The following is a 26134-nucleotide window of genomic DNA, read 5'->3' as shown; positions in this document are numbered from 1 at the left end:
GGAAGAACCACCGTCTGCGCGGCCAGCCTACTTCGGAGCCTGGGACTTGGGGGAGGTCATGGTTGCTCGCGTGGCACTTCCCGGACACCACAACGACCGCTTGTGCACACCGGCACCGAGCGCGTCCTGGGGGGCGCACACGGGGGAATGATGCAGCGCTCACCGCGCTCCTGGCACTCGCGCTCGCGCACGTCGATGGCCCGCTCCTCCGCCACCGTCACCGCGCGGCCGGTGCACAGCCGCGCGCAGCACTCGCCTTCGGGCACCAGGGTGATGGCGCAGTCCGCGTCGCTCCGGCACTGGGCTGCCTGGGCGGTGGGGGACGGGCCCGTGGGGCCGCCGTCCGTGAGCACGGCCGCCGGGCTGTCGCCGCTGGCGGTGGTCGCCGCGTCCGGGCCTTGTGCCGGTGCCGGGGAGGCGGGGCCACCGCTCTCGGGCGACGCCGCGCCGTCCGGCCGGCTCATGGGCTCCACCGAGCGCGCACAGCCGAGGCACAGCAGGAGGGAGCACAGCAGCAGGGAAGGGCGCATGGGGGGCATCGTGTCCCGGGGGAATGGAGATGGCCGTGTCGCCATCTCCGCAATGCTCTGTGTCATCACCGACTGGAGGCCCGCCCGGAGTGTGACGCCCGGGCGGGGCCGGTGCTTCAGGAGCTCACGGGCAGCCGGAGCTGACCTCGAGCGCGTCGTAGGCCATCCAGCCGTTGCGCTTGGTGCCGGTGGTGGCGGCGATGATGTAGCCGTAGATGAACTTCATCGTCCCCGACTGCGTGCGGTAGCGGCCCACGCTGTCCTGCACCCAGAGCGGGATGTCGATGGACGGCGCGCCGTTGTCGGTGGGCACGTCCAGGCGCTGGAACTTCGTGCCCGCGGGGAAGTGGTCGATGGCGGGGCCACCCAGGGCCATGCCCGGCACGTTGAAGATGAGGTTGACCGAGCGCAGCCCGTTGGCGCGCACCAGCGGCAGGTAGTCGCCCGCGCGCTCGTTGGCCGACGTGGTGTCGTAGACCACCTTCTTCACCTCGAGCGCCGGGTCATGCCAGTTGCGCACGGCGTAGCAGGCCATCTTCGCCAGGCCCGCGCCCAGCGCCGAGACGTGGCCGACCTTCTGCTCGAAGGACGTCCGCCCCAGGATGGCGGACATGGGCAGCCAGCCCGCGCTGGAGTTGGAGGTGGACACCGCGAAGGCGTGCAGCTCGTTCGCGAAGGTGCGCGTCTGGCCGTAGTTGAACGCGGCGCTCGTGCGGGTGTTCGTGCCCACCACCGTGCCGTTGCCGTTGCGGATGGGGACGCCCGTCACCAGGCCCCAGTTGTCGTCGGCCGGGTCGTTGGTGGGGACGCGGTTGCCACCCGGGTCCTGCAGCTTGCAGTTGTACGGGCTCTCCAGGCAGTACGTGCCATTCACGCCCGAGTACGCGGCCTGCTCCTGCGTGGCGAGGCCCTCCGCGGACACCGCGTTGTCGGTTGCCTCCTGGCCACCGCACGCGGCGGAGGTCAAGGCAAAGGTGAAAATCAAGGAAAAGTGGTTTCGCATGCTCTCATGGAATGCGAAGGACACCCAGGGTGTCAACCGGGGCGGCACGCCCTACTTCGCCAGCGCGTCGAGCCGGGCGACCGCGCGCGGTGCACCCATCATCACCGCCGCAATCAGCGCGGTGTTGCCGCTGGCGTCCTGCCGCTCGGGGTCCGCGCCGCGAGCGAGCAACACGTCCAGCACTTCGAGCCGGTCGAACATGGCCGCGAACATGAGCGCGGTGCGCCCATCCGGCCCGGCGCCGTCCACCGGCGCGCCGCCGTCGAGCAGCAGCTCCACCATGGGCACGTCGCCCTTGAAGGCGGCGCCGGCCAGCGGCGTCTGTCCCTTGTCGTTGGCGCGCGTGGCATCCGCGCCGCGCGAGAGCAGCAGCTTCGCCACGTCGGCCTGACCCGAGTACGCGGCGAGCATCAGGAGCGTGTTGCCGTCCTCGTTGGTGAGGTTCACCGGCAGCCCCGCGTCGAGCAGCTGGCGGAGGGCATCGGTGTGGCCCTGGCGCGCGAGATTGAAGGCCTCGCGGGCGGCCGCGAGCGCTCGAGGGTCGATGTCGTCGGAGGGAGGGGGCATGGGCGGACTCCTGGGGGGCGCGGAGGAGAGGTGCACTCCAGCAGGAGTCTAGCCGAGGGAGCCACCCTCCCCGGCCCCAGATGTTCACCCCGGACGGATGAACTGGAGCTCTCGGCGCGATGCATCGGCGGCGGCGAAGGTGAGCAGCCTCTCACCTTCGTCTGTCACCTCCGCGCGCTCGCGGGAGGACAGCCGCTTGAAGGGCTCGATGATCAGGGTGGCGCTGCCCCGGTCCTGCTGGAGCTTCCAGGTGCCGCGGAAGAAGCCATCCACGAGGAGGGAGCCGGGCACCAGGCCATTCGGGGTGATGATGCGCTTGCGGTCCTCGTCGGAGATGACGCGCGTACGGTCCGCGTGGGACAGGAGCAGGTTGTCGAACTCGGGCAGGAAGCGCACCGGCGCGGGCGTCTCCGCGTCGGGCCTGGGCGCATCGGGCAGGTCGAACAGCTCGCGGCCCTGCTCGTCGCGGAAGGTGCGCAGGCCGGGGCGGAGCCGCTCGACCACTTCCCCCAGCTTCGTGAGTCCGGACCAGGCCTGCACGTCCATGACGGAGGCCGGGCCGAAGGCGGCGAGGTAGCGCAGCACCAGGTCATCCACCGACGGCGCGGAGTCGAGCGGCTGTCCGAGCCAGGACTCGACGGTGGTGCAGCGGGCCTGTCCACCGGAGCCCCAGATGCCACGCGGTGGCACCTGGACCAGCGGCGTCAGGATGCGGATGGCCTGTGCGAGGGCCGTGGGGGCGCGGTCGGGCCAGCGCTCCGCGAGCCGTGCGCCGAGCTCCGTGTACGTGAGCGGCTGCGCGTCGACGTGCGCCCGCCCCGCCGCCACGAGTGCCTCCAAGTCGAGGCCCACGAGCTTCCGTGCATGCGCGCTGCCCGTCTTGAGGGTGCGCTCCAGCATGGGCTGCACCAGCGGGCGCAGCATCCGTGCGTCTCGGCCGGTGACGAGGTGGAGCGTCCCGCGCATCAGGACGAGGCGCACCACCTGCTTGTCGATGAGCAGTGTGGACAGTTCCTCCTGGCGGAAGCCCTGCAGCCGCGTCCACAGGCCGTAATACGGCGCGTTCTGCGCCTGGGCCTGGAGTCCCACGAGGTGCTCCACGGCCTTCAGCACCGGCAGCTTCGAGCGGCGCAGCAGCATCTGCCGTTCGAGCAGGGCGCGGTTGAGGGCGCGCTGGCTGAGCACCTGTGCCGGGCGGCTTCCTCCGCGACGGGCGACCGCGGCCATGGGCTTTTGGGTGGGCATCATCCTCCTCGCGCCTTCCGCCGATGCCACGGAGCGCGCCGCGCTGGAACCCCTGGAGGCGACGCTAGTGGGGAAGCCGATGGGCAGGAGCGGGAAGAAGAAGGAGAGCATGTCGGCCTCGTACCGGGCTTGGGTGGGCGCTCCCTTTCGAGGGCGCGGCGCTACCTTGGGCCTCGGGGATGACAGCCTTGTGTCAGGTATGTCGGACACCCCGGGCGATGCCTGCCAGCCCACGCTTCGGGTGTTTTTACCCGGGTGATATTGACGGGTGGATATTACCCGGGTAATAACCTGTGCACCGAAGTGAGGAGGCCGCGTGCATCAGGAGAAGTCAGTGGGGGAAGAGGGCGGGTACACGGCGTTCGCAGGGCCGCGCTGCATTGCCTCGGGAGGGCTGGAGGCGGTCGCGCTGAAGGTGAAGGCGTGGGTCGACGGCGGAGAGACGGTGCCGGTCGTCATCTATGAGGACGCGACGGGCCTGCCCGTCCATCCGGACCTGCGCGGGACTCGCGAGGACGTGCTGCGCGGGCTCGAAGCGCGGCGCGCTCGGGCCGCTGTCTCCAGAGAGGACGCGGAGGAGCCGCGCAGGAGCGGGCCGGGGCGGCCGAAGCTGGGCGTCGTTTCCCGTGAAGTCTCGCTCCTGCCTCGCCACTGGGAGTGGCTCAACGCGCAGCCGAGCGGCGCGTCCGCGGCGCTGCGCAAGCTCGTCGAGAACGAGATGCGTGAAGGGCAGGGGCGCGAGCGGGTCCGGAAGTCACAGGAGGCGGCGGGCCGCTTCATGCTCGCCGTGGCTGGAGACCTTCCTGGCTTCGAGGAGGCGTCTCGCGCCTTCTACGCCCGGAACCAGGAGCGCTTCGACCAGCTCACCCAGGCGTGGCCGGGGGACGTCCGCGAGCACGTCCGCAGGCTGGTCGCCATCGCCATCCGCGACGAGGCCGAAGTGACACATGCCACCCCCTAGCGGTGTTGCACCTCCGCACGCTCCCGAGGACTCCGTCGTGGACATCTTCCTGCTGTACTTCCTGCCCGTGCCCCTGGCCTGGGCGAGCCGTCCCGTCAAACCCAGGCGTCTCACCGTCGCGGATGGCAAGGCCGGGGCGAAGGACTCCCGGCGTCCGCTCCCCGCCCGGAAGGTGCGCGCTTCCACCGCGCCGCGTGAGCGCCGTCGTGCCGGTGCGCGGCCGAAGTCTTCGCCGTGAGCTTGCTTCGCGAGTGGCCGAGGCTGCTCCACTTGAGGTGTCCGCCGGTGGCTTCGGTGTCGAGGCGGAGCGATTCGGAGCCGTCCATGAATGCAGGTTGCTGATGGCTGCGCGCAACCGGGCCCACCGGGGACGCGCGTTGTCACCAGGTCATGCGCTCGTCGGAGCCGCCGCCGTCCCGCTGGATGGCCGCCTGTGCGCCGTGCTTCAGCATCAGGTCGGCGACTTCCGTCAGCGTGGTCCCCTGGCTGTAGCCGCGCTGCTTGCCGTCCACCACCGCCAGCAGCAGGTAGCGCCCGCTGGCGTCGACGCCGATGGCCGTGCGCGGGTAGGGCGCATCGCCGACGGGCGTGCCTTCGAGCGAGGTCCGCCGCCCGTCCTGGACGACGTAGCCCAGCCCGGAGGATGGCGTGCCAGACCTCCGGAGGCGGCGCGCCGAAGTGGGCGCGCCGCTCGCGTGACAGGTAGAGGGTGACGGTGCCTTTCGACGCCTCGCCGTAGAGCACGCCGCGCGAGGCCGCGAGCCCCACGACGTGCACCGGCTCTCCCGCGTCGGTGGGCTCCGCCAGCGTCACGAGGAAGTCGATGTCCGGTGCCTCCAGGTCCACCCGGACGACGTGGGCCCCCATCGCTCGCGGGGACACGCGCACCTCGAGCGTGTACTCGACGCCCTCGAATCACACCTCGTGCTCGGGCTCCGGGGGACCTCGGTGTGTGAACCAGGTCCAGTACCCACCTCCGATGCAGCCGGCGAGGGCTGGAACCAGCAGCAGAAGCCCACAGGTCCACCGCAGCCACCGTCGGACCCGCCAGCGGCGCAGCGCCGTGAGGCCCAGGGCGAGCAGGACACCGGCGCCAGCGAGGATGAGGGGGCCCATTCCCGCCCGAGCAGAGTGAAACGGGCTTCCCTCCGTCAGTCGTCCAGAAGTCCCTGTCCGCTTCGTATAAGGACTTATATATAAGCGCTGTGAAATAGCACGAAATGACGGACGCGCTCTGGCCGTACGGACGAACAGAGCCCGCGACGGCCACCCCGCATCGGAGCAACCCACCATGAAGACCGTCTTCATCAATGCCGAGAACCGCCTGCGCAACGGCTGGAAGGTGCTGGGCTATTTCGCCATGACGGCCCTCTTCGTGCTGGGCCTCATCCTCCTGCGCAGGGCTTTGCCGGATGCCGTGCGGCCCTTCGTGCCGGAGCCTCTCGTCGCGTTCCTGGGCGCGCTCATCCCCTCATGGATTTGCGCGCGGCTGGAGCGCACGCCCCTCGTCGCGCAGGGCTTCGCGCTCCATCGGCGCGCGGGTCGTGACTTCGGGCTCGGCCTCGTCGGAGGGGCCCTCCTGGTGGGGCTGGTGGCCTTCGTCGTCTGGCTGCTCGACGGCTTCCACTTCGTGCGGGCGCCGGATGGCGCGGCATCGAGTCTCATGAAGGGCGCGTGGACGATGCTGGCCGTCGCGCTCTTCGAGGAGACCGTGTTCCACGGCTATGCATTCCAACGCACGGTCCGCGGCATGGGGCCACGGTGGGCCCAGTTCCTGTTCGCCACGCTCTTCGCCCTCGCGCACCCCTTCGGCCCGGACATGGAGGGACGCGTCATCGCCGTGGCGATGCTCAACATCTTCCTGGCGGGGTGGATGCTGGGCCTCTGCTATCTGCGAACGGGCAGCCTGGCCCTCCCCGTGGGTGTGCACATGGGATGGAACTGGATGCAGGGGGGCCTGGGCTTCGGCGTGAGCGGAAACGCTTCCAACGGCTTGTGGACGCCGGTGTTCCACGGCAGGCCCGTCTGGTTGACGGGCGGTGACTTCGGCCTGGAGGCGTCCGCCGTCAGCGTCGGGGTTCTCGCCCTGGTCGTGGTGGGGCTGGCGTGCTGGAAGGGAACCCGGGCCCACGTGGAAGCGCCCACGCACGCACCACTGCGCATTCCAGCTTCGGGGTAGGCGGGCCTACCGCCCCTCGGGCCGGACGTAGACGATGACCTGCGGCGTCTCGTCCAGGTAGAGCCCCGTCACCGGCGTGCGCGTGCCGAAGGCCTGCCAGGTCTGAAACTCCTGCTCACGGAACTCCTGGTGGTACTGGTACGCGACGATGTCCGCGTCGAAGGGGCTGCCCACCGCGCGCAAGTCGTTCCGCAGCATGCCGTTGCGCTGGTAGTCGCGGAACGAGCCGTGGTGCACCTCGTGCAGGAACAACCGCGCCCCCGGCTTCGCGTGCGCGTTGATCCACGGCAGCACGCCCGTCACGTGGCTGGACCAGAACTGCCGCTGCATCCCCAGCGTGGCCGCGCCCGGCAGCCCGCCCGTCAGCTCCGAGTACGCCGCCGTCCCGTACGGGAACACGCGCGCCGAGTACACCAGCGCCGGCGCCAGCAGCACGACGAACACCGGCACCGCCACCGCCGTGAAGGGAAGGGTGGTGCGCTTCGCCTTGAGCACGTCCCACAGCGCCGCGCAGCCGCGCGCCACCGCCGCGCCCGCGAGGATGCCCAGGAACACCATGGACGGGAACCAGTGCTTCACCCCGCCGAAGTGTGGAACGTGTGGGTGGCTGATGATGAGGATGGACGTCACCGCATTCACGCCGACGAGCGCCTCGGTCAGCGTCACCGGCCGCTCCACCCACGCGCGCGTCCGCGCGAAGAGCCCCAGCACCGCCCGCGCCGCCAGCGCTCCCAGCCCCGTCACCATGGGCACGAAGAGGCTGGTGGGCACCGTCAGCGCCGTCTTCACCACCACGTAGCTCAGCGGGAAGGGCGGCTCGCGCAGCAGCGTCCCCAGGTAGAACCAGGCGTAGTGGTTGTGCTTCGCGTGGAAGGCCAGGTACCACGCCGTGCGCTCCACCGGCTCGTGCCAGAGGTACGGCCAGTGGAGATAGAAGATGACCGGCCCCAGCACCGCCATGGCCAGCACCGGCACCAGCGCTCGCGTCACCGGCCCGTCTACCTTCCTCAGGCCGTTGAGCACCCACACGCCCCCGGCCGCCAGCCCGACGAAGAGCAGCGTGTGCGGGCTGAGCAGCAGGAACTTCTTCTGGAAGTCCTCGCCCCCGCCCAGCGACACCAGCAGCCACCCGTAGAGCACGGCCACCGCCGCGAACAGCCCCACGAAGCGCCAGAGCCAGGTGCGCGCCTCGGGCTTGCCCCCGCTCGCCGTCCACGCGCGCCACAGCGCGAAGGGCGTCAGCACGAAGGGCAGGAAGAGCGCGTTGTGCTTGGTGGCGATGGCCAGGCCGAAGGCCACGCCGCACCACACGCCCCACCTCGCGTCCTCCAGTGCGCGCCAGAAGCAGTACACGACGAGCAGCCACATGGCCGCCACCGGCACGTCGAAGCACGCCAGCTCGGAGTTGAAGTACTGCCGCGGCACCAGCATGAAGGCGAGCGCGGCGAACAGCCCCGCGGTGCGCCCGTACAGCGCGCTGCCGAAGAGGAAGCTCAGCGCCGGAATCAGCGCGGCGAAGGCGAAGGCTGGCAGCCGGAACGCCGTGGCCGAGCGCGTCCACTCCAGCGTGTCGTGGAAGAGCAGGTGGCTCAGCCCGAACAGCGTCTTCATCAGCGCCGGGTGCTCGTGGTTGTAGTCCCACGCGCGGACGATGGCCGCGTCCGTGAAGGCCTGCGCGGGGGAGCGGAAGAGCAGCGGGAACCAGCTCGCGTAGCCCTCCGCCGCCGCGAAGTAGACGCTCTCGTCGCGCGTGAAGCCCACCGCGGACTCCGTCAGGAGCAGCGCCACGAAGGCCAGCACCCACAGCGCCCAGGCCAGCAGCTTCTCGTCTCGCGTGGGAGCCCGGCCCATCATCCCCGCACCCCCACCGCGGGCTCCACCGCGAGCACGTCCAGGCACACCTGCCGCCGGTCCGCGTTGTCCGACTGCACCCAGACCTTCACCGTGCGCGGCTCGCCCTCGGGCAGCCGGACCTCGGCCTTCTGCACGCCCTCCAGCCCTGGCGGCACCACCACCTCCAGCAGCCGCACGCCGCTTCGCGCATCGTCCACGCCCAGGTACGCCGGGGTGAGCCGCGCGTCCTTGAGGTACGCCTGCTCCCAGATGATGCCGCCCTCCAGCCGCAGGCCTACGCCGCCGGGGATGCCGTCGAACTCCGCCACCAGGCGCTGCTTGCCGCCCGGCGCGTGCATCCACAGGCAGCGGCGCGGCTCGTAGAACAGCTCGTGCCACTCCGGCGCGACGTACAGGTAGTTGGGGCCGGGGCAGCGGTGCGTCCGCCCGTCGAAGGGACAGGCGCGGCGCGTGCCGTCCGGCGCTTCCAGGTACACGCGCGCCTTCGCAGCCGCGTCCGTGGCCGTGAAGCGGCGGGGCCGGTAGCGGCCATTCTCGTAGAGCGCCAGCGACAGCGGCCCCTCCTGCGCTGGCGTGCCCACCGCGCGGCGCTCGGGCAGGAAGGCGGCGAGGAAGCCGTCCTCGTCCGAGCGCGGCAGCTCCGGCTGGCCCAGCACCCAGATGCGCGGGTGCGCCGAGAGGTCATCCCGGTCCGAGCCCAGGTAGCCGTACACCGGCACGTCGGGCGGGACGAAGAGGCGCGCGCGCTCCGTCCACCAGGGGAACAGGAGCACCGCGTCGCCGGGGCGGGCCTCGGCCTTCAGGCGCTCCGCCACCTTCCGGTAGTCACCTTCCGACGGAAGGCGCCCCGGCAGCCGCAGGTGGAAGACGAGGCAGAGGAGCGCGACGAGCACCAGGCCCCCCAGCTCCACGAGGGGCAGCGCACGAAGGAAGCTAGGACTTCGCAAGGCGGATCTTCTGCTCGCTCTTTTCCCGGCAGAAGGTGCAGAAGATGGGCTCGCCCTGGGCGAACGATGGCGTCCATGGCGGGTACATCGAGCACCGCGGGTCCAGGCAGTGGTGCAGCTCCCACAGGTGCCCCAGCTGGTGGAGCGCGTGGCGGGCCACGGGCTTGAAGCCGGTCTCCAGGTCCTTGTGGGGGGCGATGCTGAGGACCGCGCGGTCCTTGCCGTGCCACGCGAAGCCGGACGTCGGCGCCACGCCGCTGGGCAGCTCGCGCTCCTTCAGCTTGCGCGTGGTGAGCAGCAGCACCTTGTCATCCTTGTACGAACGGATGCCCTTCACCTCCTGGAGCAGCTTCTCCGCATCCAGCGGCTCGGGCATGCCGGCGGGGACTTCGGCGCTGCCGGAGTGCTCGCTGCCCACGCCGAACGCCGTGTAGAGCGTGCGGTTGAACTTCGCGAGCTGCTTGTCGTCGAAGGAGTCCAACGTCCAGACGCGAATCACGGTGCGTCACCTCGGAGGGAGGGCCCTCACGGTGGGCGGGGCGAGCTGTGCGCACCCGCCCCGGATGGGCCCGTCGGTTATCAGTCCTCGCCCTCGGACGGCTTCGCCTTGGGCGGGCGGCCACGCTTCTTCGGCGCCGCGGGAGCAGCCCCCTCCGCCTCGGGCGGCTTGGGCTTGGGCGGACGGCCGCGCTTCTTGGGCGCGGGCGCTTCGGCCCCGGCGGCGGCGGTGGCCTCCGGCTTGGGCTTGGGCGGACGGCCGCGCTTCTTGGGCGCGGGCGCCTCGCCACCCTCGGCGGCCTCGGGCTTCGCCTTGGGCGGGCGGCCCCGCTTCTTGGGAGCGGCCTCCTCGGTCGACTCGGCGGCCTCGCCCTCCTCGCCTTCCTCGGAGGACTCCTCCTCGGCGGGCTCGGCGGGCGGCTCCTCGTCCGACGGCAGGTCGAGGTCGCCGTCCAGGCCCAGCAGGTCGCCGTCGAGGCCCAGGTCCTCGTCGTCGCGGGCGAACTCGGCGGCGGTGCGCTTGGGGCGCTCGCGGCCGGGCGGGAAGAGGACGACGTCGATGGAGTCCTCGGCGTTGACCTCGGCGGTGCCCAGCGCGGCGGCGACCTCCATCACCAGCAGGTGCCGGGCGTTGTCGTAGAGCTCACGCTCCTTGGTCGGCAGGGGGCGCAGCTCGCTGAGGACCTGGAGGCCCTTGACCACCTCGGCCAGTCCCAGGATGCCGCCCTGGGTCATCCGGTCCAGGTTGGTGCGGGCGCGCTGCTTCCAGTCCAGGTCGGCCTTGTCGCTGTCCGAGCGCAGGAACTCGAAGATGCTCTCCACATCCTCGGCGGTAGCGACCTTGCGCACACCGATGGCGACCACCTTGTTGGATGGCACCATGACGACCGCGCCGTCTTCTTCGCGGCGCATCGTGACGAAGGTGAGCTTCTGACCGGCCACCTCCTTCACGTCGATGGCGGTGACGCGGCAGACCCCCTGGTTCGGATAGACGACCCGGTCGCCGACCGCGAGCTGGAGTGACGCGGACCCTTCAGGCATGTCCCCCTCACGGGCGAGGTAAACGTCAGCGGAGGCCCGGGCTTAGCACCGAGCCGCGCCGGACGCTACGAGTTTACCGGTGAAGTGCCGCCGTCCGTGCGTCCGTCGTCTGGGCCCGCAGCAGGGAGCCCAACAGCTCCTTCTGCCGCGCGTCCAGCGCCGCCTCCACCTGGGCCTCCGTCGGCTCCTGCCCCACGCTCCCCGGCTGCGCGTCCACGCGCGCGGACACCCCGAGCGTCCCCATCACCGCCACCCCGAACACCAGCACTGCCACCAGTTTCTTCATGGTGATGCCTCCAGGGCGCCCAGGGTAGGGGGCGGCCCCGGATGATCAATTTTTCTGCAACACGTCGCTGCACCGCTGTAGCGCCGGGGACTAGCGGGTAGGGGCTTCGAACATGCGCCCCGGAGCCCGCACGGGAGGCGGCCGGGCGGGCGGCACCACGGGGGACACCTCGAGGAGCAGGGTGCCCGTGTTGTCGGCCAGGTGGTCGTCCGGGAAGGAGAGCTGCAGCCAGGACGCTCCCCGCAGCCGCACCGGCTGGCCCACCTCCAGCAACTCCAGGACGCCGGGGGCGGACTCGGGGCCCTCGCCCGTGCCATGGAGGCCGAGCACCCGGCCCACCGGACCGCCCTCGTAGCCCCGGGTGCGCGCGGGCTCGGGGCTGTCTCGCAGCACCACTTCATAGGTGGTGTCCGGGTCCAACTGGCGCAGCAGGAAGCGGTCCGTGCGCGACAGCTTCAGGGCGTGCGCGCGCGCGTCCAGCCGGACGATGGTGACGGTGCCGCTGTCCCGCTCGCGCACCCGCACCTGGAGGGCGCCGTGGTTGTCCTCCCTCCGCGCGTCCAGCAGGAAGACGTAGAGCATGGAGGCGTTGCGCACCAGCCGCTCCTCGGGGCCCACGAGGCCGAAGGACTCGTGGGCGGGGAGCTGCTCGGTGCCCTCCAGGAAGTAGCCCGCCTGCTCCACCGTCGCCGGGCCGCCCGTGGACAGGCGGCCCTCCACGCGCACGGCGTAGGTGCGGGCCGGGTTCAGCTTCACCTCCGCCGCGGACTCGAAGGGGACGCGGAAGGCATGTCCAACGGCGGACAGGGTGACGCGCCCCACGGGCATGGTGGCCTCCTGCGGCGGCGGGGCGCGGACGGGCTTCGACGCCGTGCCCCCCTGCGGCGAGGTCCCGGGCGCCATCCTCGGGCGGAGGCGGGCATGGACGGCCAGGGTGGTGCCGCGCTCGGCCTTCACCGTCTGGCTCCACGGCACCATGCCCGTCACGTGCACCTCCAGCAGGTGCTCGCCGTCCGCGGGCAGGTGGGTGATGAGGGCGGGGGTGCGCGAGGGCAGGGGACGGCCGTCCACGCGGATGGTAGCGCCCGGCGGCGTGGAGCTCAGCTCCACGGAGAAGGTGCCCGTGTTGCCCATCAGCAGCATCACCGCCATGGCGACCAGGGCCAGGGCCACCGGCGCTCCCAGCACCACGCTGCGCGGCAGGCCGGGGCCCCTCGCCGGGGACGGCGCCAGGACCTCTTGCGGCGCGGGGCCCTCGGTGGGGACGAGCGCCAGGGGGATGCGCCCGGTGGAGTAGACGGAGGGCTCGACCGGCCCCAGGGCAATGGGCTGCGTGGTGGGGCCGGGCTCGCGCGCGTCGTGCTCGGACGGTGGCTCCAGGGTGATGGGCTGGGTGGTGCGCTCGCCCGTGCCCGGCGCCTCGGGGAGCGGGGGCGCCTCGCGCAGGTGGGTGGGCTCTCGCGAGCCGCGGCGCTCGGCGGGGCCCTGCGTCCAGCGGCTCAGCTGCGCCAGGAACTCGCGCGGCAGCAGCACCGGACGGCCGTCCTCCACCAGCTCGGACTCGAAGAGGAAGCCCATGAAGTGGGCCCGGGCCCGGGGCGAGACGTCCGGCGCGGCGGTGTGGAGGTGGCGGGTGAGGGCCTCCGCGAAGGCCTCGGCGGTGGGGTAGCGCTGCTCGCGCTCCACCGCGAGGGCGGTGAGGAGGATGCGCTCCAGCGCGGGAGGCAGGTCCGGGTTGAGGTCCCTGGGGCGCGGGAAGTCGCCCAGGGCGACCTTGCGCAGCACGTCCGTCATCTTCCCCTCGAAGGGGAGCCGGCCGCACAGCATCTCGTAGAGGATGACGCCGGCGGCGAAGACGTCCGTGCGCGCGTCCAGCTCACGGCCGCGGGCCTGCTCCGGGGCGAAGTAGGCGTACTTGCCCATGACCTCGCCGTCCTCGGCCTCGTTGCGGCCGGCGAGCCGGGCCTTGGCGATGCCGAAGTCCACCAGCTTCACCTGGCCCTCGTAGCCGAGGAGCACGTTCTGCGGGCTGACGTCCCGGTGGACGATGTGGAGCGGGCGCCCGCGCTCGTCCAGGCGGGTGTGCGCGTAGGCCAGCCCCTCCAGCACCTCCACCGCGATGAGCAGCGCCAGGGGCTGCGGCAGCGTGTACAGCCCCTTCTCCCGCGCGCGCCGCAGCACGCGCGACAGCGGCTGGCCGTCCACGAACTCCATGGCGATGAAGTACTGGCCGTCCACCTCGCCGAAGTCGAAGACCTGGGCGATGTTGCCGTGGCTCAGCCCCGCGGCGATGCGCGCCTCGTTGACGAACATGGACACGAAGGCGGTGTTGCCCGCGTAGCCGGGGAGGATTTTCTTGATGACCACCGGCTTGGTGACGCCCGCCACGGCGGTCATCCGGGCGCGGTAGATCTCCGCCATCCCGCCCGTCGCGATGCGCTCGAGCAGCTTGTACTTGCCGAAATGAAGCCCTTCGGAAGGCTGCTGCACGTTCGTTCCGGCTCCTTCGGGCGTACCGGGCCGTAGCACCTGCATCTGCCCTCCACGCTGCCGTCGCGGAGTCTCGCGGCAGGCTATCATGGGGTATGGCCAACACTGTTATAGGAAAATTCCGTTGAAACCGCTTATTCACCTCCTGGGGCTGGTCCTACTCCTCGCTACATCCACCGCCGCATCCGCGGAGCCGGCGGTGCTTTTGGCTCCAACGATTGGACGGCCGGAGGGGGTACTCCTCCAGGGCCGGGTCTTGAAAGAGGCACCTGCGGGAGGCAGCACCGCGTTGTCGCGGAATGTGAGACGGCTGACAGCAGCCAACTGGGAGGGCGCCCGGGTGGAGGTGTCCTTCCAGGGCGTGGTGGCCACGGTGAAAAGCGGCCATGACGGCGGCTTCGAGGTGAACCTGCGGCCGCCGGAAGGCCAGCGCTTCAAGGTGGGGACGGGCGAGGCGGAGGCGAAGGTGACGGGGGCGCAGGCGAAGGCGCCGGTGGAGGTCATCCCGGATTCGACGCCGCTGCTGGTCGTCTCCGACTTCGACGACACCGTGGCGGTGACGAACGTGACGAGCCCGGTGAAGTTGATGGAGTCGGCGCTGCTGAAGGACTCGGACACGCAGGAGGTGGTGCCAGGCATGGCGGCGTTCTACGGGTGCCTGAAGAGCACGTCGGCGCCGGCCTTCGCGCTGGTGAGCGGCTCGCCCGTCCAGTACCTGCCGCGCATCCGGACCTTTCTTTCGCGTCACGGCTTCCCGGCGGGCTTCGGGTTGTACCTGAGGGACCTCGGCCCGGGGACGCTGTCCGGGTACAAGCAGCCCGCCATCCGCCGCCTGCTCCAGCAATTCTCCCAGCCGGTGGTGCTGGTGGGGGACTCGGGGGAGAAGGACCCGGAGGTGTACGCGCAGATTCGCGACGAGTTCCCCGGGCGCGTGAAGGCCATCTACATCCGCGACGCGGGGCGCACCGAGGACGCGAAGCGCTTCACGGACATGGTGCTCTTCAAGGACTCGGGGGATGCGGCCGCGCACGCCGCGGGGGCCGGGCTGGCGGATGCCGCCTGCGTGGCCAACGCGTTCCCGAAGGCCGTGCCCGTCGTCGCGCCCGCGGGGGCCACCGTGAAGCAGACGCCTCCGTGATGCGTGGGACAGGTGCACGGATGACGTTGCGACCTGGGCGGCGCGGCGGAGCTCCACGGCGACAGGCGGGGCCGCGGGCGGCGCGGCCCGCCAGTGTCCTCGGGGGCGTGGTGGGGCGAGGCGTTGGCGCTTCACCGCGACAGAAGGCGACGCGGACCGGGGGACTGGTCCGGGTCCTCGGTGCCGTGTTGCTGGTCGCGGTCTGCACGGGCTGCCGCGACGAGAAGCCCGCGGAGCCGCTGCAGTCCCTGAAGCCCGAGCCGCTGCCGTCGCTCGCTTCGGGTCGTGGGACACCTGTCGGGGATGCGGGGGCCGTGGTGCGGGACGAGTCCGTGCCGTCCGTGGAGTCGGCGCCTGTCTACGGTGAGGCCGTGCCGGAAGAGGCGCTGCGCCTCGAATTGGCGGGTGAGCAGGTGCGGCTGGGGCAGGAGTCCTTCGAGGCCGTGAAGCCCGCGGAGGCCGCGCGCCTGGCGGAGCGGGTGAAGGGCCTCGAGGTGTTGCTGGTGCCGGACGCGGACACGTACCTGGTGCAGGTGTCCGAGTTGTTGATGGTGCTGCGGGACTCGGCGAAGGCGGTGTGGCTGAAGCACCCGGACGGGCCAGTGGCGTACCCGGTGGTGCTGCGCGACGAGGCGGGATTTCGCGCGTGGCTCGAGGAGGTGGCGCCGGGGAAGCTGCGCATCATCCAGCGCTCGGATGGCTTCGAGCTGACGACGAGCGTGGGCAAGCTGCCGGGGCCGGATGCGAATGGCCCGTCCGTGCCGGTGCGGGGCGGGCGGCAGGACCTCGTGACGCTGCGCCGGGCGCTCGGGCTGCTGAAGGGGCGCTTCAAGACGTCGGAGGACATCTGCCTCGTGCCTTCGTTCGGCACCGAGGTGGCGCAGGCGGTGCGGGCGCTCGGCGCTGTGTACACCGCGAAGGGCGAGCCGCTGTTCGAGACGCTGTGCTTCATCTTCCCCACGCCTCGCGGGGCGAAGGACGGGGGCTGAGACGTGTGTCAGGGCAGCGTGCCCACGCCCGCGAAGGCCGTCATCCACGCGGCTTCGTCGCGGGCCCTCGCAGCGTAGAACTCTTCCTGCAACGAGGGGATGGGCCAGCGGTAGCAGGCGGCGCGCTCCACGGCCTTCTCCCAGATTCCCAGCTCCCCCCAGTGTCGGACGGCCTTCTCCATGTCCGGGACGTGGTGGGTCAGCTCGGAGCTGAACATCTGGAGTCGCAGGCCCCGGTCAATCTCCAGATGCGAGCGCTGCTCACGCAGGTGTGCGCCGATGTCCCAGAGCATCCGTCCCATCCACCGCTGGTCGTTCTCGGAGAGCTGCGCCTTGGTGGCCTCGGCGCGCTGGTGGAGCAGGAGCCCGAGCGACAGGCCCTGCGCGAGAAAGACACACCTCCAGGCGTGATGGCCCGGAACCCGTAGCAGGCCGTCGAACAGGGTGCGCATCTCCTGGAAGAAGTCCCCGTTCGAGGGCTCCTTCCACCGTGGAAGCGCCACCCTCTGCTCGAGCGCCTCCAGTTCCGAGCGCTGGAAGGGCATCGCGGCGGTGCTGCCTTTCAGGAAACGGAGCAGCGCGAGCTGAAGCGTTGGCGGAGAGGTCCCCGCGAGTTGAAGGAGCCGCTTCTCCACGTCGTCGAAGAGGACCGCCGCGATGCTGGGGTCTGTGTCGGCCGCGGTGAGCTGGGTGTACAGCGCCATGAGTAGCGGCACGGAGGGCGTGTCGCGGAGCTGCTTCAAGAGCCAGATGGGGTCTGCGTTCCGCTTCACCAGCGTGACATCCAGCGCCACCAGCGCGAGGCGCTGGGCCTCGCTGGCTTGCTCCCAGTTCCGCTCGGGAAGGTCGAGCAGGTGTCCGATGGTCATGGCTTCCGGGAGCAGTGGGCTCTTCGAGAAGTCAGGCTCGCCGAGCGCCTTCCACGCATCGAAGAAGGCATGTCGCCAATCAGGAGCACCTGACCGACGGGCGATGAGCTCGAGCAGGAGGTTCGCTTCAGGAGTGTCCTTCAGGCCGTGGACACCGAGGGTGTTGCGGACAAGGTCCCAGCGGCCCTGCTCCAGGTCGATGCACGCGAACAGGAACAGGCCTGGCGGGTAGCGCCTGTCGAATCGGAGCGCCCAATCCGCCTCTTCGCGAGCCTCGGGCGCACCGGCGAAAACGAAGGGGGCGGCCATTCCGGCGAACTTCGCGGCCCGGGCTTCATTCTCCACCTGCTCTCGCCAGTTGTAGGCGGCCACACCTCCGCCCGCAAAGAGGGATGTCAGCCCCAGTGACCAGCGCAGCACGCCACGGCGAGACCACGTCCGCTCGGGCGTGGTTGCGTCTCGTGGTTCTGAGGGCACGCTGTCGTTGCTCATGGAGGGCTCGGGAACTGAGGACACGCGGGACAGGCCCCGATGCTACCCTCGATTCGATGACTCCCACCGTGAGGCATGGCGTGGTGCTGTTGCTTCTGTGCCTGCTCCAGGGTGGGTGCCTGGCGGAGTCCTCACTGGAGGGCGGGGAGCTGAAGTGCGGCCCGAGGGACCTCACGCCCGAGTGCTGTCTGAAGCAGAACCCCGGTGACTGGCAGAAATGTACCGGGGCTTTGGGTCCGACCGAGGCGGGCTTTTCCATGCCCATGAAAATCGCGTCCGTGGGGGCTGCCGCTGCACTCGCGCTCCAGCCCATCATCGGTTCCGCCGAGCGCCGGGGCGTGGAACTGGCCACGGACCTGCGCTCCGATGTCGAAGCGGCCATCTTGAAGTGCGTTCGCAGGGCGGAGAGACATGCGAATGACCAGCACTTCGACGGAGAGAGCCCGAGCCGGGAGCAGTGCGCTGAGCCCAAGACGGAGTGGCAGACCTGGGCCATGTACCTTGGCGCCTTCAAGCACAACCTGGCGTGGGATTGCCTCCACGAAGCCCTGAAGGAACTGCTGCCCCGCCGCTACCTGTTCGAGCCCCGCTTCCGTTTCAACGAGCAAACAGGGGAGTGGGAGTACCTCTCTCCGAAGGCAGTGAATCAGATTGTGTCGAACCTGGGGTGGAAGGGGCTGGAAGGAACCATTGCGCCGGACCTCGTCATCATGGATGAGCGCGGCGTCATCACTCATGTCTACGACATGAAGTTCCCCTGCCCGGAGAGCAATGGGGCCATGTGGCACCGCTACACCAAGGGTCGATGGGATACCTATAGGCAGGACGACCTCTATGGCGAGGCGCTTCAGGTGCGGCCCAGGCTGGTTTCTCCACAACGCGGCTGGGAGCCGCCACGGAGGTGAGGGCGTTCCATGCGATACCCAAGACTGCGTTACTCCAGTGTATTCCGTGCGCAGGCGGCAAGTGATGCCCTGGTCATCTGCTTCTATTTGAAGCGGGCTCACAGGCAGGTTGCGACGGACGTCGTTCGGGCATTGGAGGTGTTCCGCGAACGGATCAGCCCCCTTACGTTGGATTGGTACATTGATCCCGATGCTCAAACGCATCCGCTTGACGGGAAGCAGTGGGAATCCATCAAGAGGGAGATGCTGGGCCCCGATGAGGTGTGCCTTCCTCGACTCGCGGGAACCACCGAGGGAGTCGGTGGGCTTTACGTAGACTACAGAGGCATACGAATTCCTTCTCCGTGGCCCGGGCGAGAGCGTGACGCAAGTGGCTTGTACTTGCGGCTGCCGACATCGTTTCTGGAAGAGCAGGGCCCTGAGCGCGTGCGCGAAGTGGCATTGGCCGTAGCCGAGGCGCTTCCCTTCAACTCCGGCTATGTGGACCTGGCGTATTGCGAGTTCGAGGATGTTGCTGCCGGTGCCGACCTCGTGCGTACGCGCTACCCGGGAATCCACATGAGCCGCGAGGGCCCGCAACTCGACATGGACACCCACGTCGACGGCGTCCACTGGATGAACTTCCTCGGCCAGCCCGTGCTCGGGAAGCTCGGCGGCGTCGCGGGCCTCCGGGAGCACCTGTCCCTCCCCGGCATCGCCATCCAGGAACTCAGCAACGACCGCGCCCTCATCACCCTGGGCGAAGCCCCGAACCCCGGCGACACAGAATCCGGCGAAACGCTCCCCCTCCACCGTGCGCTTGCCCGGCTCCTCGAACCGTACCTCTACCGAAACACCCGCCCGCTCGGCCGGATGACTCCGGAGGACATGCGCCGCTGGGAGCGCCGCTTCCTGGACTGAAGTCCCGCACCCGCATGAAGCCGGCAGCCGTCGTTGCTACTACCTCCCTGTCCCGCCACACCCTAGATTGCGCGCGGCGGGAGCCTGCCCGCCCGGCGGAGGGACGTCCCTTCCGCGCACCTGGAGGTCGTTGATGGTCGCCGTACTCGAGCCCGCCCCTTCGAAGGAGATTCCCGCTGGCGGCGCGTTCCTCTTCCAGGAGGTGGGCGCCACCCGCATCGTCACTCCTGAGACATTCGCCGAGGACCAGCGCCTCTTCTTCAAGACGGCCCTCCAGTTCTCCCGCGAGCAGGTGCTCCCCCAGGCCGAGCGCATCGAGGCCAAGGACAACGCCCTCCTGCGCAACCTCCTCCGCCAGGCCGGTGAGCTGGGCCTGCTCAGCGTGGACATCCCGGAGGCCTACGGCGGCACCGGCCTCGACAAGACGACGTCCCTCCTGCTCGCCGAGGCGATGAGCCTCAACGGCTCCTGGTCCGTGACGTTCGGCGCGCACACCGGCATCGGCACGCTGCCCATCGTCTGGTTCGGCAACGCGGCCCAGAAGCAGAAGTACCTCCCCAAGCTCGCCACCGGCGAGTGGGTCGCCGCCTACGCCCTCACGGAGCAGGGCAGCGGCAGCGATGCGCTGGGGGCGAAGACGAAGGCGGTGCGCTCGCCGGACGGCAAGCACTGGATTCTCAACGGCTCCAAGCTCTACATCACCAACGCGGCCTTCGCGGACGTGTTCGTCGTCTTCGCCAAGGTGGACGGCGACAAGTTCACCGGCTTCATCGTCGAGAAGGACACTCCCGGCCTCACCGTGGGCCCGGAGGAGCACAAGATGGGCATCCGCGGCTCGTCCACGTGTCCCCTCTACTTCGAGGACGCGCGCGTCCCGGTGGAGAACCAGCTCGGCGAGGTCGGCAAGGGCCACAAGATTGCCTTCAACATCCTCAACTACGGCCGCCTCAAGCTGGGCGCGGGCGTGCTGGGCGGCATGAAGCTCCAGCTCCAGAACGCGCTGCGCTTCACGCAGGAGCGCAAGCAGTTCGGCACCCCCATCGTCCAGTTCCCCCTGTCGCGCGAGAAGCTGGCCCGCATGACGGCGCTCATCCACGCCGTGGAGAGCATGACGTACCGCACCGCGGGCCTCGTGGACGCGCGCCTCGCCGGGCACGACAAGACGGCCGCCGACTACGAGTCGCGCCTGCTCGCCGCCGTCGAGGAGTACGCCATCGAGTCGTCCATCATGAAGGTGCACGGCTCGGAGTCGCTGGGCACCCTCGTGGACGACGCCGTGCAGCTCCACGGCGGCGCCGGCTACATCGAGGAGTATCCGGTGGAGCGCGCGTACCGCGACGCGCGCATCAACCGCATCTTCGAGGGCACCAACGAAATCAACCGCATGCTCATCGTCGGCATGCTCCTCAAGCGCGCGGTGAAGGGCGACCTGCCGCTGTTCGCCGTCGCCGGCAACGTGGCGGACGAGCTGTCCCGGGGCGAGCGCCCGCGCGCGCGCGGCCAGGACGCGCTGGCCCCGCAGGAGGTGGCCGCCGAGTCCGCCAAGCACCTTGCGCTGCACGGCCTGCGCATCGCCGCGGAGACCTTCGGCACGGACCTGGAGAAGCACCAGGAGGTGCTCGCCGCGCTGTCGGACGTGGTGATGGACGCCTTCGCGCTGGACTCCATGGTGACGCGCACCCGGCAGGCCGCCAGCCAGGGGAAGCTGGACCCCGTGCGCGTGGCGCTCACGCAGCTGTACGCGCTGGACGCCGTCCCGCGCGCCTTCGACAGGACGCGCCGCGCGCTGTGCGCCACGCTCCAGGGCGAGGCGCTCGACACGGAGCTCAAGCGCCTGGCCACGCTGGACGTCTTCACGCCGTACAACCCCGCGGAGCTGCGCGAGACGGTGGCGACGGCGCTCGAGTCCGCGGGCGGCTACCCGTTCAGCCAGGAGTAGCGGGGCAGGGTGGGGCTCCGGAACCGCCGGAGCCCCGTGCGCCTCACGGCATCCGTGTCACGGCGTCCATGCCGAAGCTCACGCGCGCCTTCCAGGGCGCGGGGGGCAGGGACGCCAGGGCCAGCAGGGCCTCCAGCCGCTGCTGCATCTCCGGCCGGAGCCGCCCGAAGGTGGCGCCGAAGCCCGGTATCACCGTCTCCGAGTGCTTGCGGGGAATCGACGACGTCCAGGCCACCTCGCCGTGCAGCATCAGCGGCCCGCCCTGGAGGTCCATCTCCAGGAGGAAGGGCGTGCCCACGTGCACCTTGCGGGGCAGCGCCGGGGCCTGCACCTCCAGCCCCACGCCGCCCTTGGAGATGTCACGCACCAGGAAGATGGGCGACATGGGCGCCGCCTCCACCGCACGCAGGTGCAGGGGCAGTCGCGGGAAGCGGCGCAGCCCCTCCTGTTCCTGGACGGAGAAGATGCGCTGGAGCATGGCGTCCAGCGCGGTGCGGTCCTGGCCCGCGCCGTAGCGCACGGTGAGCAGGTAGCGCTGCGCCTCGCGCGGCTCCACCTGCACCACCTCGCCCAGCACTTCCACGGGCTTGGGCACGCCCCCCGCGTGCAGCTCGAAGGTGAAGCGAGTCCCGAGCGGAAGGCTGCGGCGCGTCTCCAGCGTGACGCCCCCCTGCCCGACGCTGCGTGTGTACTCCCCCACCAATGACTGCGGGGTCTTGTAGGCCACCTTCAGTCGTACGTTCGTATTCACGCAAAAGCCACTCTGCGCCTGTCTCCGGGTGGAACTCAAGTTCACCCCCTCTCCCTGGGTAGGGCGCCGCGGCGCGGCAACCACCGGACCTTCCAGGTGTGGCGGTAGTTCTGGACTCGGGCCAGCTGCGGTGCGGCGGCCTTCCGGGATGTCGGGCGCCAACGAACCTCTGTTCCAACCTGTTGCGGTTTCTTGACCCCCCCCAGGGGGACGCGTATGTATGCCGCCCGGTAGTGGCAAGGAGTGGGAAGGAGTGGAGGTCAGTCCCCTGGCGGGTTGAAAAGGTGGATCGTCCCGCGTGTTCCGAGGCGTCTATGAGCACCAGATCGACGCGAAGGGGCGGACGAGCCTCCCGGCGAAGCTCCGGGAAACGCTGGTGGGCGCCTACGACGAGCGGCTCATCATCACCACGGCGCTCGACAGGTGCCTGCACGCGTACCCGGTGCGGGAGTGGGAGGCGCTGGAGGCATCCCTGGCCCGCCGCAACCCGATGGAGCCGGGGGTGAAGACGCTGATGCGCCTGTACGTGGCCAGCGCGCAGGAGTGCCCGCTGGACAAGCTGGGGCGCCTGCTCATCCCTCCCACGCTGCGCACCTATGCCGGGCTGGAGAAGGACGTGGTGTGGGCGGGGATGGTGAAGGTGATTGAGCTGTGGAGTCGCGAGGGCTGGGCGAAGGCGCAGGAGGAGGCCCGCCAGGAGGCGACCTCCGCGGATGTGATGAAGGTGCTGTCGGAGCTGCGCCAGCAGTAGCGGGAAAGTCGACAGGGCTCAGGAGTCCCGGGAGGGTGGCAAGCGTATGAACCAGGTTCTGGAGGTGCGGCGAGAGGCGGGCGCGGCGGTGGCCACCGGGCGCGTGGAGACGCTCATGCTCGAGGGCGAGCTGAGCGAGCAGGACCTGCTTCAGCTCTGTGAGGACCTCACCCGGAAGATGCAGCGCGGCCTGCGCCAGGTGGTGCTCGACTTCGCCGACGTGGGGCACCTGAACTACCGGGGCGTCAAGCCGCTCATGGCCCGCGCCGAGGCCTTCCGCCGCACCGGCGGGGACCTGAAGCTGTCCGGCCTGTCGCCGTACCTGGCCGCCATCTTCCGCGCGGCCGGCGCGCACGACGCCTTCGAAATCTATCCGCATATGAACGACGCCCGGGCGGCCTTCGCGCTCGCGCGGGCTCCCTTCGTCTGACGGCCCGTGGAGGCCTTGGACTTCCAGCACCAGACCGTCCTCCTGCGGGAAGCAGTGGACTTGCTCCAACCGGGAGTCGGGAAGGTGATCATCGACGGCACACTGGGAGGCGGTGGCCACACGGAGGCGCTCCTGGCTCGGGGCGCCACCGTGGTGGGCGTGGACCGCGACCCGGTGGCGCTCGCGGCGGCCACCTCGCGCGTGGGGGGCAACCCGCGCTTCCAGGCCCGGCAGGGCAACTTCGCCGAGCTGCCCCGCGTGGCCGCGGATCTGCTCCCGGTGGATGGTGTGCTGGTGGACCTGGGCGTCTCCTCCCCGCAGCTCGACGTGGCCGAGCGCGGCTTCTCCTTCATGAAGGAAGGCCCGCTGGACATGCGCATGGGCGACACGGGGCCCACCGCCGCGGAGCTCATCGCCTCCATGGATGAGCGCGACCTGGCCCACATCCTCAAGGAGTACGGCGAGGAGCCCTTCGCGCGGCCCATCGCCCGGGAGCTGAAGCGCGCGCTGCCCACGCGCACCCTGGAGGCCGCCGAAGTGGTGAAGCGGGCGGTGCCGCGCAAGGCGTGGCCCCACCGCATCCACGTCGCCACCCGGACGTTCCAGGCGCTGCGCATGGCCGTCAACGGTGAGCTGGAGGCGCTGGACGCGCTGCTCGCCGCCATTCCGGGCCTCCTCAAGGTGGGCGGCCGCGCCGCCATCATCGCCTTCCACTCCCTGGAGGACCGGAAGGTGAAGGAGGCGTTCAGGGCTCTGGTGGGCCGGTGCACCTGCCCGCCGGGGCTGCCGGTGTGCGCCTGTGGCTATTCGGGCGCGTTCGCCCTGGTGACGAAGAAGGCCGTGGCCGCCTCGGACGAAGAGGTGGAGGCCAACCCCCGCTCTCGCAGCGCGCACCTGCGCGTGGTGGAGAAACTCCGATGAGCAAGGCGACTTCCAGGTTGGGTTCGACGCGTGGCTCCGTCTCGTTGACGGGCGTGCTGCTGCACCTGTTGCCGCCCGTCCTCTTCTTCGCCCTCTTCGCGGCGGTGGGCATGCTCCATGTCACCAGCCGCGTGCTGGTGGTGGACATGGGCTACCGCCTGTCGAGCGCGGAGGCCGAGAGCCGCACCCTCACCCGGGAGAACGACCGGCTGAAGCTGGAGCTGGCCACGCTCAAGGCCCCGGCGCGGCTGGAGCGCGTGGCGCGTGAGCAGCTCGGCATGGCCATGCCCACCGGCGGCGCCGTGGTGTCGCTGGCCGCCGAGAAGCCCGCGCGTGGAGACGCCCGCGCCGAGACGGGCGCCTCCGGCAAGCCCGGCGTGCGGGTGGCCGGACGCGACGCGACGGGGGCGGCGCGGTGAGGGACTTCAAGGCGACGCGGGCCCCCGAGCCCAACGCGAAGTGGCTGAAGCTGCGGGTGCAGCTCCTGTTCGGCCTCTTCCTGACGCTGCTGGGCGTCGCCTTCGGTCGTGCGGTGCAGCTCCAGGTCTTCGAGCAGGAGAAGCTGCGCGGCCTGGCGCAGGACCAGTACGTCCGGCAGATTGAGATTCCCGCCCGCCGCGGCGACATCTTCGACCGGCGCGGCACCCCCCTGGCCCAGAGCGTGGAGGTGGACTCCATCTGGGTGGACCCGTCGATGCTGCCGGACGTGCGGGCCGCCTCGCGCGCGCTGGCCAAGGCCCTCAAGGTGGACGCGGACGAGATGGCCGCGCGCCTGGGCCGCGCCAGGCGCTTCGCGTGGGTGAAGCGCCAGGCGAAGCCGCAGGAGGTGGAGGCGGTGAAGGCGCTGGGCCTGCCCGGCTTCGGCTTCACCAAGGAGCCCAAGCGCTTCTACCCGCAGCGCGAGCTGGGCGCCCACGTGGTGGGCATGGTGGGCATGGACGGGCACGGCCTGGAGGGCCTGGAGCTGGCCTTCGAGGACGAGCTGTCCGGGCAGAACTCGCGCATGTCCGGCTTCCGCGACGCCAAGGGCCGCAAGCTGCTGGTGCAGGGCGCGTTGGACCCGCTGGAGCGCCAGGGCGCCGCCGTCACCCTCACCATCGACCGCCACCTCCAGTACGTCACGGAGAAGGCGCTGGCCAAGGCGGTGGAGGAGGCCAAGGGCGTGGCCGGCATGGCGGTGGTGCTGGACCCGCGCACCGGTGAGCTGCTGGCCATCGCCAACTACCCGCGCTTCAACCCCAACAACCCGGGGGCTGGCACGCGCGCCGAGATGCGCAACCGCGCCGCGCTGGACGCCTTCGAGCCCGGCTCCACGACGAAGCCCTTCGTGGTGGCCACCGCCCTGGAGCAGCAGACGATGACGCCCGACAGCGTCTTCTTCTGTGAGAACGGCGCCTGGCCCATTGGCCGCCACACCATCAACGACACCCACCCGCACGGCTGGATGGCCCCCCGCGGCATCCTCCAGGTGTCCTCCAACATCTGCATGGCGAAGATTGCCCAGGCGCTGGGGCGCGAGAAGCTCGTCTCCGGCTACCACGCCTTCGGCTTCGCCGAGCGCACCGGCCTGGCGCTGCCGGGCGAGGGGCGCGGCATCATCCCCTTCCCGAAGGCGGAGGTGAGCCTGGCCAACCAGTCCTTCGGTCAGGGCATGACGGCCACCGCGGTCCAGATTGCGTCCGCCTATGGTGCGCTGGCCAACGATGGCGTGCTGATGCGGCCCTACCTCGTGTCGAAGGTGGTGGACCCGGACGGGGTAGTCCTGCTGGAAAACCGCCCCACGGAGATTCGCCGGGTGGTTTCATCCAAGGTGGCCCGGCAGGTGGTGGGCATGCTCGAGAGTGTGGTGACCAGGGAAGGGACCGCGCCCCGGGCCGCCATGGAGGAGTACAGGGTGGCGGGCAAGACGGGCACGGCCGAGAAGGCGGACCCCATCGCCCGGGGGTATTCGGACAAGCGCATCGCCTCCTTCGCTGGCATGGTGCCAGCCGAGTCGCCGCGCGCAGTGATTCTTGTCGTAGTGGACGAACCGAAGACGGACGTATACGGGGGGCTCGTGGCTGCCCCTGCTTTCAAGGAGATTGCGACCGCCGCCATGGCCCACCTGGCCGTGCCCCCGTCCCGGACGGTGGCACCCGAGGTGGCCGTGGCCGCCGTGTCCCCCGCGTCCGCCGCGGCGAAGCCGGTGGCCCCCAAGGCCACCGTGCCCGCGCGTCAGGTGCTGGCGGAGGCGGTGACGGAGACCCCGGAGCCCGGCACGGTGCGTGTGCCGGACGTCCAGGGACAGGTAGGACGAGAAGCCGTGGTGAAGCTGCTGGCCGCGGCCCTCGAGCCACAGGTAATGGGCAGTGGACGAGTGGTGTCTCAAACCCCCGCCGCCGGCTCACTGGTGGAGAAGGGGGCCCGGGTGACGCTGGAGCTCGCGACGCGGCAATGAGGCCGCGCTCG

General features: G+C 70.4%; 26 protein-coding genes. 13 read left to right on the top strand and 13 right to left on the bottom strand.

Features of this window, described 5'->3' with window-relative positions:
• Positions 1-56: 56 nt before the first annotated feature.
• The 4 genes from ACX9TP_RS36165 to ACX9TP_RS36150 all read right to left on the bottom strand — a co-directional run bounded on the left by ACX9TP_RS36165 (position 57) and on the right by ACX9TP_RS36150 (position 3348).
• Complete coding sequence (locus ACX9TP_RS36165) at positions 57-530, bottom strand: hypothetical protein (RefSeq protein WP_482975207.1); 474 nt, start codon at positions 528-530, stop codon at positions 57-59.
• A 124-nt stretch (positions 531-654) separates the two neighbouring features.
• Positions 655-1497, bottom strand: coding sequence for a hypothetical protein (locus ACX9TP_RS36160; protein ID WP_482975206.1), 843 nt, complete (start codon positions 1495-1497; stop codon positions 655-657).
• 87 nt (positions 1498-1584) lie between these two features.
• A complete protein-coding gene (locus ACX9TP_RS36155; protein WP_482975205.1) occupies positions 1585-2100 on the bottom strand; it encodes an ankyrin repeat domain-containing protein in 516 nt (171 codons plus the stop codon).
• 84 nt (positions 2101-2184) lie between these two features.
• On the bottom strand, positions 2185-3348 hold the full coding sequence (locus ACX9TP_RS36150; protein WP_482975204.1) for a winged helix DNA-binding domain-containing protein: 1164 nt from the start codon (positions 3346-3348) through the stop codon (positions 2185-2187).
• A gap of 313 nt (positions 3349-3661) precedes the next feature.
• Here ACX9TP_RS36150 and ACX9TP_RS36145 point away from each other — a divergent pair, with 313 nt between their 5' ends.
• Positions 3662-4306: a DUF2239 family protein gene (locus ACX9TP_RS36145; protein WP_482975203.1), complete on the top strand. Its 645-nt coding sequence runs from the start codon at positions 3662-3664 to the stop codon at positions 4304-4306.
• Positions 4307-4343: 37 nt separating this feature from the next.
• A complete protein-coding gene (locus tag ACX9TP_RS36140; protein ID WP_482975202.1) occupies positions 4344-4544 on the top strand; it encodes a hypothetical protein in 201 nt (66 codons plus the stop codon).
• A gap of 142 nt (positions 4545-4686) precedes the next feature.
• Here ACX9TP_RS36140 and ACX9TP_RS36135 read toward each other — a convergent pair whose 3' ends face one another.
• Positions 4687-4941 carry a phosphodiester glycosidase family protein gene (locus tag ACX9TP_RS36135; protein WP_482982274.1) on the bottom strand — a complete coding sequence of 85 codons (255 nt, stop codon included), beginning with the start codon at positions 4939-4941 and terminating at the stop codon, positions 4687-4689.
• A 656-nt stretch (positions 4942-5597) separates the two neighbouring features.
• Between ACX9TP_RS36135 and ACX9TP_RS36130 the strand changes: the two genes are divergently transcribed.
• Positions 5598-6485, top strand: a complete 888-nt coding sequence (locus ACX9TP_RS36130) for a CPBP family intramembrane glutamic endopeptidase (RefSeq protein WP_482975201.1) — start codon at positions 5598-5600, stop codon at positions 6483-6485.
• Between the two features lie 6 nt (positions 6486-6491).
• Here the strand turns inward: ACX9TP_RS36130 and ACX9TP_RS36125 are convergent, their stop codons facing one another.
• From ACX9TP_RS36125 to ACX9TP_RS36100, 6 genes are all read right to left on the bottom strand, one after another.
• A complete protein-coding gene (locus ACX9TP_RS36125) occupies positions 6492-8339 on the bottom strand; it encodes a glycosyltransferase family 39 protein (RefSeq protein ID WP_482975200.1) in 1848 nt (615 codons plus the stop codon).
• Positions 8336-9286: a hypothetical protein gene (locus ACX9TP_RS36120; RefSeq protein ID WP_482975199.1), complete on the bottom strand. Its 951-nt coding sequence runs from the start codon at positions 9284-9286 to the stop codon at positions 8336-8338. Before ACX9TP_RS36120 ends, ACX9TP_RS36125 begins: the two co-directional genes overlap by 4 nt.
• A complete protein-coding gene (locus ACX9TP_RS36115; RefSeq protein WP_163995210.1) occupies positions 9273-9785 on the bottom strand; it encodes a zinc metalloprotease in 513 nt (170 codons plus the stop codon). The genes ACX9TP_RS36120 and ACX9TP_RS36115 overlap by 14 nt, the downstream gene beginning before the upstream one ends.
• Positions 9786-9865: 80 nt before the next feature.
• Entirely contained in the window at positions 9866-10825 is a 960-nt protein-coding gene (locus ACX9TP_RS36110) for a CarD family transcriptional regulator (protein ID WP_482975198.1), read from the bottom strand.
• A 73-nt stretch (positions 10826-10898) separates the two neighbouring features.
• A complete protein-coding gene (locus ACX9TP_RS36105) occupies positions 10899-11111 on the bottom strand; it encodes a hypothetical protein (protein ID WP_482975197.1) in 213 nt (70 codons plus the stop codon).
• Positions 11112-11201: 90 nt separating this feature from the next.
• Complete coding sequence (locus ACX9TP_RS36100; RefSeq protein ID WP_482975196.1) at positions 11202-13601, bottom strand: serine/threonine-protein kinase; 2400 nt, start codon at positions 13599-13601, stop codon at positions 11202-11204.
• A gap of 340 nt (positions 13602-13941) precedes the next feature.
• On the opposite strand from ACX9TP_RS36100, the gene ACX9TP_RS36095 reads away from it, so the two are divergent.
• Both ACX9TP_RS36095 and ACX9TP_RS36090 read left to right on the top strand, forming a co-directional pair.
• The gene (locus ACX9TP_RS36095) at positions 13942-14739 is read left to right on the top strand and encodes a phosphatidate phosphatase App1 family protein (RefSeq protein ID WP_482975195.1); all 798 of its coding nucleotides are present in this window, start codon (positions 13942-13944) and stop codon (positions 14737-14739) included.
• 185 nt (positions 14740-14924) lie between these two features.
• Entirely contained in the window at positions 14925-15728 is an 804-nt protein-coding gene (locus tag ACX9TP_RS36090) for a hypothetical protein (protein ID WP_482975194.1), read from the top strand.
• 8 nt (positions 15729-15736) lie between these two features.
• On the opposite strand, the gene ACX9TP_RS36085 is transcribed toward ACX9TP_RS36090, so the two are convergent.
• A complete protein-coding gene (locus tag ACX9TP_RS36085) occupies positions 15737-16969 on the bottom strand; it encodes a hypothetical protein (RefSeq protein ID WP_482975193.1) in 1233 nt (410 codons plus the stop codon).
• A gap of 200 nt (positions 16970-17169) precedes the next feature.
• Between ACX9TP_RS36085 and ACX9TP_RS36080 the strand changes: the two genes are divergently transcribed.
• The 3 genes from ACX9TP_RS36080 (at position 17170) to ACX9TP_RS36070 (ending at position 20833) form a co-directional block, all read left to right on the top strand.
• Positions 17170-17994, top strand: coding sequence for a hypothetical protein (locus ACX9TP_RS36080; protein ID WP_482975192.1), 825 nt, complete (start codon positions 17170-17172; stop codon positions 17992-17994).
• 9 nt (positions 17995-18003) lie between these two features.
• Positions 18004-18894, top strand: a complete 891-nt coding sequence (locus ACX9TP_RS36075) for a type VI immunity family protein (RefSeq protein ID WP_482975191.1) — start codon at positions 18004-18006, stop codon at positions 18892-18894.
• 133 nt (positions 18895-19027) lie between these two features.
• The gene (locus ACX9TP_RS36070) at positions 19028-20833 is read left to right on the top strand and encodes an acyl-CoA dehydrogenase family protein (protein WP_482975190.1); all 1806 of its coding nucleotides are present in this window, start codon (positions 19028-19030) and stop codon (positions 20831-20833) included.
• A 43-nt stretch (positions 20834-20876) separates the two neighbouring features.
• Here the strand turns inward: ACX9TP_RS36070 and ACX9TP_RS36065 are convergent, their stop codons facing one another.
• Positions 20877-21584: a PilZ domain-containing protein gene (locus tag ACX9TP_RS36065; RefSeq protein WP_482975189.1), complete on the bottom strand. Its 708-nt coding sequence runs from the start codon at positions 21582-21584 to the stop codon at positions 20877-20879.
• Between the two features lie 298 nt (positions 21585-21882).
• Between ACX9TP_RS36065 and mraZ the strand changes: the two genes are divergently transcribed.
• Genes mraZ through ACX9TP_RS36040 form a run of 5 tightly spaced genes read left to right on the top strand, consistent with a single transcriptional unit; the run spans position 21883 to position 26123 of the window.
• Positions 21883-22335 carry a division/cell wall cluster transcriptional repressor MraZ gene (gene mraZ / locus ACX9TP_RS36060; protein ID WP_163995200.1) on the top strand — a complete coding sequence of 151 codons (453 nt, stop codon included), beginning with the start codon at positions 21883-21885 and terminating at the stop codon, positions 22333-22335.
• A 46-nt stretch (positions 22336-22381) separates the two neighbouring features.
• Positions 22382-22765, top strand: a complete 384-nt coding sequence (locus ACX9TP_RS36055) for an STAS domain-containing protein (protein WP_163995199.1) — start codon at positions 22382-22384, stop codon at positions 22763-22765.
• Between the two features lie 6 nt (positions 22766-22771).
• A complete protein-coding gene (gene rsmH, locus ACX9TP_RS36050) occupies positions 22772-23686 on the top strand; it encodes a 16S rRNA (cytosine(1402)-N(4))-methyltransferase RsmH (protein ID WP_482975188.1) in 915 nt (304 codons plus the stop codon).
• Entirely contained in the window at positions 23683-24105 is a 423-nt protein-coding gene (gene ftsL, locus ACX9TP_RS36045; protein ID WP_482975187.1) for a cell division protein FtsL, read from the top strand. The genes rsmH and ftsL overlap by 4 nt, the downstream gene beginning before the upstream one ends.
• A complete protein-coding gene (locus ACX9TP_RS36040) occupies positions 24102-26123 on the top strand; it encodes a penicillin-binding protein (RefSeq protein ID WP_482975186.1) in 2022 nt (673 codons plus the stop codon). The genes ftsL and ACX9TP_RS36040 overlap by 4 nt, the downstream gene beginning before the upstream one ends.
• Positions 26124-26134 lie beyond the last annotated feature (11 nt).

The sequence above is a fragment of the Pyxidicoccus sp. M15 genome (assembly GCF_056858435.1).
This window is presented reverse-complemented; position numbering and strand designations above follow the sequence as displayed.

Excerpts from the sequence above, each read along its gene's own strand:
- ACX9TP_RS36165 (WP_482975207.1), bottom strand. The coding sequence starts at position 530 with ATGCGCCCTTCCCTGCTGCTGTGCTCCCTCCTGCTGTGCCTCGGCTGT.
- ACX9TP_RS36155 (WP_482975205.1), bottom strand. The coding sequence starts at position 2,100 with ATGCCCCCTCCCTCCGACGACATCGACCCTCGAGCGCTCGCGGCCGCC.
- ACX9TP_RS36150 (WP_482975204.1), bottom strand. The coding sequence starts at position 3,348 with ATGATGCCCACCCAAAAGCCCATGGCCGCGGTCGCCCGTCGCGGAGGA.
- ACX9TP_RS36130 (WP_482975201.1), top strand. The coding sequence starts at position 5,598 with ATGAAGACCGTCTTCATCAATGCCGAGAACCGCCTGCGCAACGGCTGG.
- ACX9TP_RS36125 (WP_482975200.1), bottom strand. The coding sequence starts at position 8,339 with ATGATGGGCCGGGCTCCCACGCGAGACGAGAAGCTGCTGGCCTGGGCG.
- ACX9TP_RS36110 (WP_482975198.1), bottom strand. The coding sequence starts at position 10,825 with ATGCCTGAAGGGTCCGCGTCACTCCAGCTCGCGGTCGGCGACCGGGTC.
- ACX9TP_RS36105 (WP_482975197.1), bottom strand. The coding sequence starts at position 11,111 with ATGAAGAAACTGGTGGCAGTGCTGGTGTTCGGGGTGGCGGTGATGGGG.
- ACX9TP_RS36075 (WP_482975191.1), top strand. The coding sequence starts at position 18,004 with ATGCGATACCCAAGACTGCGTTACTCCAGTGTATTCCGTGCGCAGGCG.
- ACX9TP_RS36070 (WP_482975190.1), top strand. The coding sequence starts at position 19,028 with ATGGTCGCCGTACTCGAGCCCGCCCCTTCGAAGGAGATTCCCGCTGGC.
- ACX9TP_RS36055 (WP_163995199.1), top strand. The coding sequence starts at position 22,382 with ATGAACCAGGTTCTGGAGGTGCGGCGAGAGGCGGGCGCGGCGGTGGCC.
- ftsL (WP_482975187.1), top strand. The coding sequence starts at position 23,683 with ATGAGCAAGGCGACTTCCAGGTTGGGTTCGACGCGTGGCTCCGTCTCG.